At 66.2% G+C, this 11,529-nt stretch carries 4 protein-coding genes and 2 pseudogenes; 1 reads left to right on the plus strand and 5 read right to left on the minus strand.

Annotated features, from left to right (window positions below; translation table 11 throughout):
* Positions 1–23 precede the first annotated feature (23 nt).
* The 5 genes and pseudogenes from G4Q83_RS08260 to G4Q83_RS08280 form a co-directional block, all read right to left on the minus strand.
* The gene (locus G4Q83_RS08260) at positions 24–3,107 is read right to left on the minus strand and encodes an efflux RND transporter permease subunit (protein WP_128420012.1); all 3,084 of its coding nucleotides are present in this window, start codon (positions 3,105–3,107) and stop codon (positions 24–26) included.
* Positions 3,104–6,622: pseudogene (locus G4Q83_RS08265) on the minus strand (efflux RND transporter permease subunit). The gene G4Q83_RS08260 and the pseudogene G4Q83_RS08265 overlap by 4 nt, the downstream one beginning before the upstream one ends.
* Positions 6,622–7,746: an efflux RND transporter periplasmic adaptor subunit gene (locus G4Q83_RS08270; RefSeq protein ID WP_128420011.1), complete on the minus strand. Its 1,125-nt coding sequence runs from the start codon at positions 7,744–7,746 to the stop codon at positions 6,622–6,624. The pseudogene G4Q83_RS08265 and the gene G4Q83_RS08270 overlap by 1 nt, the downstream one beginning before the upstream one ends.
* Positions 7,747–8,227: 481 nt before the next feature.
* The gene (gene xopG, locus G4Q83_RS08275) at positions 8,228–8,875 is read right to left on the minus strand and encodes a XopG/HopH/AvrPtoH family type III secretion system effector (RefSeq protein ID WP_128421785.1); all 648 of its coding nucleotides are present in this window, start codon (positions 8,873–8,875) and stop codon (positions 8,228–8,230) included.
* A 453-nt stretch (positions 8,876–9,328) separates the two neighbouring features.
* On the minus strand, positions 9,329–10,381 hold the full coding sequence (locus G4Q83_RS08280; protein ID WP_128421783.1) for a DNA-binding protein: 1,053 nt from the start codon (positions 10,379–10,381) through the stop codon (positions 9,329–9,331).
* A gap of 183 nt (positions 10,382–10,564) precedes the next feature.
* Here G4Q83_RS08280 and G4Q83_RS08285 point away from each other — a divergent pair.
* Positions 10,565–11,521 (plus strand): annotated as a pseudogene (locus G4Q83_RS08285) (site-specific integrase); the annotation flags it as partial.
* Between the last annotated feature and the right edge of the window lie 8 nt (positions 11,522–11,529).

An 11,529-nucleotide genomic window follows, 5' to 3' on the forward strand; every position in this document is an offset into this window, starting at 1 on the left:
GGCGCGCGGCATCGCCCCATTCGTCAGGACACCACCGGCGCGGCCACGCCGCGGCCGCCGCGGGCGCGGCGGACCAGCTTCACCACGCCGCCGCTGAGGTCGTCGAGGATCGCGTAGATGGTCGGCAGGAACAGCAGGCTGACCACGGTGGAGAACGCCAGGCCGCCGGTGATCGCCCGCGCCATCGGGTAGTAGGCCGGGCCGTCGCCGAACATCTGCGTGGTGGTCAGCGAAATCGGCACCATCGCCAGGATCGCGGTGCCCATGGTCATCATGATCGGCCGCAGCCGCTCGCGCGAACCTTCCACCAGCGCCTCGGTGCGGCCCAGGCCGCGCCGGCGCAGGTTGTTGATGTGCTCGATCATCACGATGCCGTTGTTCACCACCACGCCCATCAGCACCAGGATGCCGATGAAGGCCATGATCCCGAAGTTGGTGCCGGTGATCCAGAACAGCCAGAACACGCCGAAGATCGAGAACAGCACGCCGCTCATGATCGCCGCCGGGAACAGCAGCGATTCGAACACGGCGGCCATCACCACGTAGATCATCAGCAACGCGATCAGCAGGTTGAACAGCATCTGCTGGCCGGCCTTGTCCTCGTCCTGGCCGTCGGCGCTGTCGAAGCTGTAGTGGTAGCCGGCCGGGAAGCTGACGCCTTTCAGCGTCTCCTCCATCGCCTGCTTGGCCTCGGCCGGGGTGACCTTGACCCCGAGGTTGGCGGTGATGGTCAGCGTGGTCTGGCGGTTGGTGCGCCCGATCTGGGTCGCCGCCGGCCGCGTCTGCACCTCGACCAGGCTCAGCAGCGGCACGCTGCGCCCGTCCTTGGTGCGCACGTTGAAGCTGTCCAGGTCCTCGGGCGTGGTCTCCTCGGCACCGGCGAAGCGCACCCATCCCCGCACCTGGGTGTCGCCGCGGCGGAATTCGCGCAGCGCAGCGCAGCGCAGCGCCAGGCCGACGAAGCTGGCGACCTGCTCGGCGTTGAAGCCGAAGGCCGACGCGCGCTCGCGGTCCACGCGCACCGCCAGTTCGGTGGTGCGATCGCCGGTATCCACGCGCACGTCGCGCAGTTCCTTGCGCCGCGCCAGCAGCGGCACCACGTCGTCGGCGATGGCGCGCAGGGTCTGGGTGGAATCGCCGACCAGCTGCACCTGCACGCGCTGCGCGCCGCCGCCGCCCTGGCCGTTGCCGTTGCTGCCGACGTTGTAGTCGGCCAGCGCCGAGCGGGGCAGCTCCTTGCGGATTTGCTCGATCAGCGCCGGCAGGTCGCGCACCCGCTTCAGGTCCACGGTCAGCGTGGTGCTGCTGCCTTCCACCTCGCTGAACCACGAATACACCTGGGTGACGTGGTAGCGCTGGCGGCGCGCGTCGATGAAGCGCTCGATCTTGGCCACTTCCGCCGACAGCTGCTCGCGCGTGTACGAGCCCTTCCACTGGTAGCCGATGAAGATCTGCTCGCCGCCGTCGCCGCCGAACATGTCCTTCTTGGTCTGCAGCATCGGCAGCACGCTGAGCGCGGTGATCAGCGCGATCGCGGCGACGCTCCAGCCACGATGGGCCAGCGACCAGCGCAGCGCGCCGGCGTAGCGGCGCTGCAGGCGCGGGATCAGGCCGCGCTCGGAGCGGACCAGCGCCGGCGTGCGCATCCGCGCCGACAGCATCGGGATCAGGCTCACCGCCACCAGCCACGAGGCCAGCAGCGACACCGAGATGGTGATTGCGATCTGCGCCATGAAGATGCTGATGTTGTTGGTCTCGCCGAACAGGTTCGGCACGAACACGATGCAATGGCACAGGGTGCCGGCCGACAGCGCGATGGCGACGTTGCGGGTGCCGACGATCGAAGCCAATTGCGGCTGGTCGGGCATGCGCTCGCGTTCCTGGTAGATGCTCTCCACCACCACCACCGCGTTGTCCACCAGCATGCCCACCGCCAGCAGCAGGCCCATCATGGTCAGGATGTTGAGGGTCACTCCGGCGAAATACATGAAGCCCAGGGTGATGGTGAAGCAGATCGGGATCGCCAGGGTCACCATCAGCGTCGACGGCCAATGGCGCAGGAAGAAGAACAACACCGTCACCGACAGCAGCAGGCCGACCGCGCCGGCCTCGGCCAGTTCGCTCAGCGACGAGGTCACCGCCTTGCCCTGGTTGTCGATGACCTTGACCTGCACGTCGCTGAGCGCCGGCTGCTTGCGGATCTGTTCGACCTCGGCCAATACCGCGCGCGACACCTCGACCAGGTTGGCGCTGCGCTCCTTGTACACGTCCATGCCCACCGCCGGGCGCCCGTCCAGGCGCCGGCCGTAGTTCATCCGGGTCGGCTTCAGCCGGATGTCGGCGATGTCGCCCAGGCGCAGGCCCTTGTTGTCGATGACCAGGTCGCGCAGTTCCTGCAGGTCGCGCAGCTCGCCGACCGGCTGCACCCGCCGGCGCTGGCCGTGGTCGTCGATCTGCCCGGCCGACAGCGAGAAATTGAGCTTGCCCAGGCGCTCGCTGAGATCATTGAGGCTGAGGTTGTGCGCGCCGAGCCGGTCCGGCGCGATCGCGATCTCCACTTCGTTCGGCGGCGCGCCGGACACCTCCACCTTGGCCACGCCGGGGATGCGTTCCAGGCGCCGCTTGAACTCGCGGTCTAGCATGTCGTAGGCACCGGTCAGGTCGGCCGCGCCGGCCAGGCGCACCTTCAGCACCGGCTCGTCGCTGCTGGACCACTTGAACACGTGGTAGCGCTGCAGGTCTTCCGGCAGGTCGGCGCGGATCGCATCGATGCGCTCGCGCGCGTCGGAGGCGGCGATGGCGATGTCGCGGTCCCAATCCGAAAACTCGATGAACACGTTGGCGCCGTCGGCGGTGGCGGTCGAGCGCATGCGCTTGATCCCGGTCATCGTCGCCAGCGCTTCCTCGGTCGGCCGCACCAGGTTGCGCTCGACCTCGTCCGGGGTCGAGCCGCTGTACGGCAACTGCACGAACAGGAACGGCGCGGAGATGTCCGGCAGCGCCTCCAGCGGCAGCCGAAACGCGGCGATCAGGCCGACCACCACCAGCGACACGAAGCACATGATGGTGGTGATCGGACGGCGGATGCTGAACTCGGCGACGCTCATGCCGGCTCACCCGCGCCATCGCCGGCGCCGCGGCCGAGACCGTGCAGGCGCCGCCGCGCACGCTCGCCGCGCGCGGCGTAGTCGCTGTCGGCACGGCGGTCCAGGCGGTCGTAGACCACCGGGATCACCACCAGCGTGAGCAGCGTGGACACCAGCAGGCCGCCGATCACGGTGATCGCCATCGGCGCGCGCACTTCGGCGCCCTCGCCCGCCGCCACCGCCAGCGGCAGGAAACCGAACAGCGTGCACAGCGTGGTCATGATGATCGGGCGCAAGCGCGAGCGTGCGCCTTCGATCAGCGCCTCGCGCTTGGCCACGCCTTCCTCGCGCAGCTGGTTGACCTTGTCGATCAGCATGATCGCGTTCTTGGTCACCAACCCGACCAGCAGGATCAGGCCGATGAACACCACCACCGACACCGGCTTGCCGGTCAGCAGCAGCGCCAGCACCGCGCCGACCATCGCCAGCGGAATGGTGAACAGGATCACGAACGGATGCAGCAGCGATTCGAACTGCGAGGCCATCACCAGGTACACCAGGAAGATCGCCAGGCCGAACGCGAACAACAGCGACTTGGCCGACTGCGCCAGTTCCTCGCCCTGCCCGCCGATGTGCATGCCGACGCCGGCGCCGAGCGGTTCGCGCGCCACCATGTCCTGCACCTCGCGCACCGCGCCGCCCAGGTCGATGCCGCGCAGGTTGGCCGACACGATCGCCACGCGGATCTGGTCGGCGCGGTGGATCTCGCTGGGACCGGTGGTGGCGACCACGTCGGCGACCGCATCCAACGTCACCGGCTTGCTGCTGCCGGGATTGACGATCAGCCGGCGGATGCTGTCGACGCTGGCGCGATCGCTCTGCTGCGCGCGCACCAGCACGTCGATCTTGCGGTCGTGGAAGCTGTAGCGGGTGGCGACGTCGCCGCGCACCTTCTTCACCACCACGTCGGCGATCTGCCGCGTGGTCAGGCCCAGCGCACCGGCACGCTCCTGGTCGAAACGGATCTGGATTTCCGGGAAGCCTTCTTCCACCGTCGATTTCACGTCGGCGTAGTGGCCGTTGCCGCGCAGCATCGCGGTCAGTTTCTGCCCGGCGTGCTGGATGGTCTCCAGGTCCTGCCCGCGCAGCTCGATTTCCAGCGGCGTGGAGAAACTGAACAGCTCCGGGCGGCTGAAACCGACCTGCGCGCCCGGATGCTGGCGCATCGTCGCGCGCATGCGATCGCTCTGCTGCGCCTCGAACTGCGCGCTGCCGCCGCCGGCCATGGCGATGGTCAGCTTGCCGATGTTCTCGCCGCTTTCGGTGGGACTGGCATCGAGCCGGGTGCCGCTGCCGCTGACGCCATACAGCGCCTGTACGCCGGCGTCCTTGCCGTGGGTTTCCTGCAACTCGCGCACCAGCGCATCGGTCTGCCGCAACGGCGTGCCGGCCGGCAGTTTCACCGTCATCTCGAAGCGGTCCTGTGCCAATTGCGGGATCAGGTCGGCACCGAGCATCGGCACCACCGCCAGCGTCGCCGCGAACGCCAGCGCGGCCAGGCCCAGCACCAGCCATGGCCGCGCCAAGGCGCCCGGCAGCAGCCGCAGATAGCCGCGTTCGGCGCGCGCATACGGCGCCATCGCCAGGTCGCTGGCCTTGCGCATCACCGGCGCGATCACCGCCACGCCGCCGCGCCACAACCGCACCACCAGCCATGCCGCGCCGAAGAAACCGCCGCGCACCGCCGCCGCGGCACCGCGCCGGCCCCATGCCACCGGCTTCAGCCAGCCGCGCTGCGGCTGCCACTGCGGCTGCTCCGGTTCGGGCGGGAATGCCAGCGGCGGGTGTCCCTTCAGCGAACTGAGCATCGGGATCAGGGTCATCGACACCACCAGCGAGATCGCGATGGCGATCGCCACGGTCAAGGCCTGGTCGCGGAACAGCTGCCCGGCCACGCCCTCGACGAACACCAGCGGCAGGAACACCGCGATCGTGGTCAGGGTCGAGGCCAACACCGCCATGCTGACCTCGCGGGTGCCGGCGATCGCCGCATCGAGAATGCTCAGGCCGCGCTCGCGCGCCTTGGCGATGCTCTCCAGCACCACGATCGAATCGTCCACCACCAGCCCGGTCGCCAGCGCCAGGCCGCCCAGCGACATCACGTTCAAGCTCAAACCGAGCTGGCCCATGAAGAAGAACGTGGCCACGATCGACACCGGCAACGACAGGCTGATCACGAACGTGCTCCAACCGTCGCGCAGGAACAGGAAGATGATCAGGATCGCCAGCAGGCCGCCGATCACCGCGTCCTTCTTGACGTCGCCGATGGCGTGCTCGATGAAGCGCGACTGGTCTTCCAGCGTGGTCAGTTCCACGTCCGGCGGGATCTGCGTCTTCAGCTGCTCCAGGCGCTTGCGCAGCGCCGCGGCGGTGGACACGGTGTTGGCGTCGCCTTCCTTGTAGATCGCCAGCTCCACCGCTTCCTTGCCGCCCAGGCGGATGATCGCTTCGCGCTCCTTGTAACCCTGGCGCACCTCGGCCACGTCCTTCAGCCGCACCGGCATGCCGTTGGCGATGGTGGTGGTGGAACTGGACGAGGCGCTCTGCGCGGCGGAGGCCGCGGCCAGCGCCGCTTCCGAACCGGTCGAGGCGGCGATCGCGTACATCTGCTGCATCGCGGCGTCGGCGGCGCTGCTGCCCGCGCCCTGGGTGGTCAGCAACAGGTTGCGGATCTCGTCCAGGTCGGCGAACTGGTTGACCGTGCGCACCAGGTAGCGCTGCGAGCCCTGTTCCAGGCGCCCGCCGGAGATGTTGATGTTCTCTTCCTTGAGCCGGGTGATGACGTTGTCGATCGGCAGGCTCAGCTGTGCCAGCCGCTGCTGGTCGATATCGACCTGGATCTAGTCCTCCAATCCGCCGCCGACCTTGACCGCGGCCACGCCGGCCACCGGCTCCAGCTTCTTCTTCAGGTCCTCGTCGGCGTAGCGGCGCAGCTGGGTCAGCGCGCGCACCGCAGCGGCGTCGCTGGCCGGGGTCGCCTTGCTCGCCAGCACCAGGCGCATGATCGGCTCGGTGGAGGGATTGAAACGCAGCAGCACCGGCGCCTTGGCTTCCAGCGGCAGCTCCAGCGCCTCCATCTTGTCGCGCACCTCCAGGCTGGCCTGGTCCATGTTGGTGCCCCAGGCGAACTCCAGCACCACGTCGCTCTGCCCGGTGCGCGACACCGACTTGAGCTTGCGCAGGTTCTTGACCACGCCGACCGCTTCCTCGACCGGCTCGGTCACCAGTGTCTCGATCTCCGCCGGCGCCGCGCCGGTGTACTCGGTGCGCACGGTCAGGATCGGATAGCTCAGGTCGGGCAGCAGGTTGACCTTGAGGCTGTTCAGCGCGATCACGCCGAACAGCAGCAATGTCACCGTCGCCATCGCGATGGTGACGCGGCGGCGCGTGGCGAATTCGACCAGCCCGCCGCCGCGGACGCCCGGGGGTGAGTGTTCGTGCGGATCGCTGCCGTGATCGGAACCGGCGCTGGTCATCAGTGCGCTCCGACCGCGGCGCCGCCGCCGACCGCGGCGACCTCGCGCTGCGGCGCGATCACCTGCACACGGCTGCCGTCGCGCAAGGCGACCTTGCCGGCGGTGACCACCTGGTCGCCGGGCTTCAGGCCGTCGCGGATCTCCACCCACGGGCCTTCGGCGTAACCCAGCTTGACCGGCACCCGCGTCACCTTGCCGGCATCGACCCGGAACACCGCCGGCTCGCCGTCGTCGAGCAGCGCCAGGCGCGGCACCACCAGCGCATCGGCGCGCTGGTCGTAGTCGATGCGGATGCGCCCGAACATGCCGGGCTGCAAGGCTTCGGCGCCCTCCTCGAACGCGCACACCACGCGGAACGTGCCGCTGCCCGAATCCACCACCGGCGCGATGCGATCGACCTTGCCCTGGTACTGCTTGCCGGGCAGCGCATCGGCCAGCAGCGTCACCGGCTGCCCGGCCTTGAGCGTGGCCAGCTCGCGCTCGGGCACGTTGAGCGTGGCTTCCAGGCGCGAGTCGTCGACGATGCGGAAGATCGGCGTGTTGATCTGCACGAAGTTGCCGGTTTTGATCGAACGCGACGCGATCACCCCGGAGATCGGCGCGACCACCGTGGCGTAGGACAGTTCCAGCGACGCCAGCTGATGCTGTGCGCGCACGTTGGCCAGGTCGTACTTGATCTGGTCGACATCGGCGGCGCTGACCAGTTGCTGGCCGACCAGCTGCTCCGAGCGCCGGTAGTTGTTCTCCAGCTTGCGCAGCTGCGCCTCGCTCTGCGTCACCGCCAGCCGCGCGCGGTCCGGGTCCAGCCGCACCAGCGGCTGCCCGGCACGGACCTGCTGGCCTTCCTCGGCCAGCACCGCCAGTGCCACCCCGGAGGTCTTGGCCACCACCTGCGATTCGGCGCGCGCCTCCAGCGCCGCAGTGCCGCTGTAACTGGCCGCCACTGCGCGCCGGCTGGCCTTGGCCACCTCGACCGGTACCGCATCGGGCGCCTTCTCGGCCTCCTTGGCCTTGGCCTGCGCATCGCCGGCGGCCGACTTGCAGCCGCCGAGCAGCAGCGTGGAGGTGATCAACAGCGCGGCGGCGCAGCTGGCGGTGCGTCGGCGCGTGGAATATCGCGTCATCGTCGTGTCCCTGGTGGATGGCGTGAATGGTGTTGTAGGTAAGTAGATCACCTGATGACGCCAAGGTGGGGTTCAGCCGACATACGTGTAAAAATGACTCGCAGAACCCGATTTATTTTGTGAAAACATGAAGTTGCCAGATAAAACGGCGCTTCCATCGGCTCATCCACTACCTTGTCCCTTTCGAGGTTCGGCACGCTGCAACCCGTCTATTACCCACCCTGCGGATTCTGTGAGTCATTCTGGCCTGGACGTAGCCCACGTCCCCAGGAGCAACGGAACTCACGCCTACGACCAATGACTACTTACCCCACGCCGCGATCAGCCTGAGGACCAGGAGTGATTCGTGCAAGAAATAGCCAAAAATGAGGGTGGAGCAGGGATTCGTGTAAAAAACAGCCAAAAGTGAGCTAACTCGCTGTCAGCAAAGGTTTTTATACACCAATCCCTGCCGACCCTCTTAAGGATAAATTCGCGAAACTCAGGGGTCATTGAATCCAGGATAGGCACTGCGGCGCGTAATGCCATGCTCATCGCATATTGAGTATTCTGACGTTTCCCGCCCCTCATATTTGCCCAGACCAATAGCTCGCCATTCTTCCTTGGCTGCAGGAGTTCCTGCAGCATATTTATGCCCGCTCAGGCCTTTATGGGTTCCCTGCATCATATGCTTTGCGTGAATCAGCTCGTGACCAAGAATTACAAAGGCACTTTCGGGATTGGAATGATCAGGCTGCGCCATGCCTTCTTCATCCGTTTTGAAACCCAAGTTTGGCGACCATTTGACGGTTACGCTTGTGCCCTTTCCATTTTTCTTTATCCCAAGGAAATTGCGTGACTTTGTAATGAGGGTGTTGGTGACGCTCGGATCATTTACCCTGTCTCGACCATACTTTTTCTGCTGCTTTTCTGTGAGGCATGGGCGTGCCCCAGGATCATCGCTATTGTCTCTCTCTATAGTTACTCTCTTATTCCTTGACTCAAAATTCCTTAACTCATCGAGCAGATTATTGCCACTTGGTCCGCTTCTTAGCCTATTCAGAGAACTCTCCACTTCCCCTGGAAAATGTGCATCTTGCTCATCATGAGATACAAATATACATGGATGGCTTGTAGGAGTGATATTCATGCCGGGGATGTCTCCGGGAACGTGTCAGAAACAGCGCAAAAAAACGGGGTTTCGAGCATGATGGCCGGCCGGCGGGCGTTGATCAGACCTTCCTTAGCGTATAATCTCCGCCTCGCCTCGCCAGTCGATGCTGAGACAATCTTGACGGACGCCCGCTTAAACCATCGAATGCTCCTGCATTGAAGCTGGTGGTTGATGAGAGGAAGGGGGCGTGACATTCGGGGAGATGAGGGCGATCCTAGATCCCCCTCTGTAATGTGGGTTGTATAATGCGCAGGTGACCCTGCCACGCTCGGTTTTGAAGCGCATAGACCCATGTCGATCTCCTGCTGTGACTTTAGAAGCAAGTTTGCCGGGGAGCGCTCCTCTTCGCTTCGCCTCACCGAAGTCGTGGCTGCGACGACGAAGGCGTTGGCGCTGAGGATGACCGAGCATTCCCCAAATGGCTGGGTATCAGCCTGCCGGCATTGCACCGGCTGCGATGGTCTTTTCGTGTTCGTCAACGAGGCGCGGTGGTCGCAGCTGCGCCAGGAGCTGTTCCAGCGTGCTCAGACGTACCGTGGCCCGCAAGGTCTCCACCTCGGCGTGTTCCCGGCGCTGGCGCTCCTCGACCAGATCGGTCAGCGCTGCAGCCAGCTCGGTGCGCACGCTTTCCAGCGCTTGGACATCGCCGGTCCAGCGCACCTGCAGGGCTTGGTGCTCGGCGGCCGCCAGGCGCAGCGAATCGCGCTCGCGTTGCTGGGCGTCGGCCCGCTGGCGTGCCTGCGTCAGTTCCCGCTCCAGGCGGGTCTGGCGTTCCAGCCACTGGCCGTTTTCCCGGTTGAGCTGCATCAGATCGTGGTTCTTGGCGGTCAAGGCCTCGTTGGCCTGCCGTAGGGCGACCTGCAGCTCCTGCACCTGGTGCTCATGCCGGCGCTGTTCCTGCTCGCGCTGGTCCTTGACCGAGGCGCGGTAGTGCTCCAGAGCTTCCCTGGCGTGTTCGTGCTTGTGTTCCAACGATTTCGCATGGGCGTCGTGCTCGGCCACGCGAACGGTCAGGCCGGAGATCCGCTCCTCCAGTTGGGCCAGCTCGGTGGTGCGGCTGGCCACCTCGTTCCTGGCGGCCTCGCCCGCCTCGCGTTCGGCCTGCAGGGCGGTCTCGCAGCGTTGCAGCTGCGTCCTGAGTGAGTCAGCCTCTTGCCGGGCCTGCTCCAGCGTTTGGGTACGCTCTTGAAGCTGCGCCTGGAAGCGCGCCTGGGCCTGCGCCACCAACGTCTCAGCCTCGGCGTGCAAGCGCTCGGCGAGGCGGCTGACCAGATCCTGCAGCGCGTCGCTAATGGCGACCTTGGCGCCGGGGCGCCGTCCGTCCTCGTCTTCCAACTCCCTCAGATAGCGGTGGATGGTGGTCTTGGAGCCCGTGTTGCCGAGCGCCACCCGGACCGCGTCCACGGACGGATGCTTGCCCGTTGCGCGCAGGCTATCGCGGGCACGTTGCACGTCGCTTTTGTACAACCCGGACCTTGCCATCCGTCACTCCGCGTATTTCGTAACGAATTACATACCATGTAATTACGTACTACTCAACGCGTTAGACGAACCAGCTGCGAGCCGTGGGTTCACGCGGGATAATGTTGAATTATCCCGCGTTACCCGGAATTTTCGGCTACAGTCGCCATGCGGCCGTACGAAACGGCGTTTCGGAGCGACGCGGTGAGCTCGGTCAAGCAGTATCTGGAAGCGGCAACCCGTGCCAACACCGAGCGCGCGTATGCAGGGGCGACCCGTCACTTCGAGGTCGATTGGGGTGGTCATCTGCCGGCGACCGCGGAGCAGGTGGCGCGCTACTTGGCCACCTACGCCGGACAACTCGCGCTCAACACACTCAGGCACCGGCTCGCGGCACTGGCCCAGTGGCACCAGGCGCACGGTTTCGCCGACCCCACGCGGGCGCCCGTCGTACGCAAGGTGCTCAAGGGCATCCAAACGGTGCATCCAAGTCAGGAAAAGCGCGCCACGCCACTGCAGCTCACGCAGTTGGGTCAGGTCGTGGATTGGCTCGATGGCGCCGCAGCTGCGGCCGGCACGCGTGACGATGCGGCCGGTCGGCTCCGGCACCTGCGCGATCGCGCCTTGGTACTGCTGGGCTTTTGGCGCGGCTTCCGCGGCGACGAACTGGTTCGCCTCCAGGTTCAGGATTTGGAGCTGGTGGCCGGCGAAGGCATGACCTGCTTCCTGCCGCACAGCAAGGGCGACCGCCAGCACGCCGGTCGGATCTACAGAGTGCCAGCCTTGTCGCGCTGGTGCCCGGTTGCCGCCACCATGGCCTGGGTCGCGGCAGCCGCCCTCCACGAGGGGCCACTGTTTCGCGCGGTCAACCAGTGGGGTGGGATTGCCGCCGCGCCGCTCCACCCCAACAGCCTGGTGCGCCTGCTACGGCGGATCTTCCGCGAGGCTGGGCTGACCTCTCCCAACCACTACAGCGGCCACTCGCTGCGCCGCGGCTTCGCCGGCTGGGCCAACGCCAACGGCTGGGACGTCAAGGCTCTGATGGAGTACGTCGGCTGGCGAGACGTGCACTCGGCGATGCGTTACATCGACGGTGGTGATCCCTTCGCGCGCCAGCGCATCGAAGCAAGTCTGCCGGAAGCGCCCGCGCTGCCAAGGCCTGCAACGAC

The sequence above is a fragment of the Xanthomonas theicola genome (assembly GCF_014236795.1).
Taxonomy (GTDB): domain Bacteria; phylum Pseudomonadota; class Gammaproteobacteria; order Xanthomonadales; family Xanthomonadaceae; genus Xanthomonas_A; species Xanthomonas_A theicola.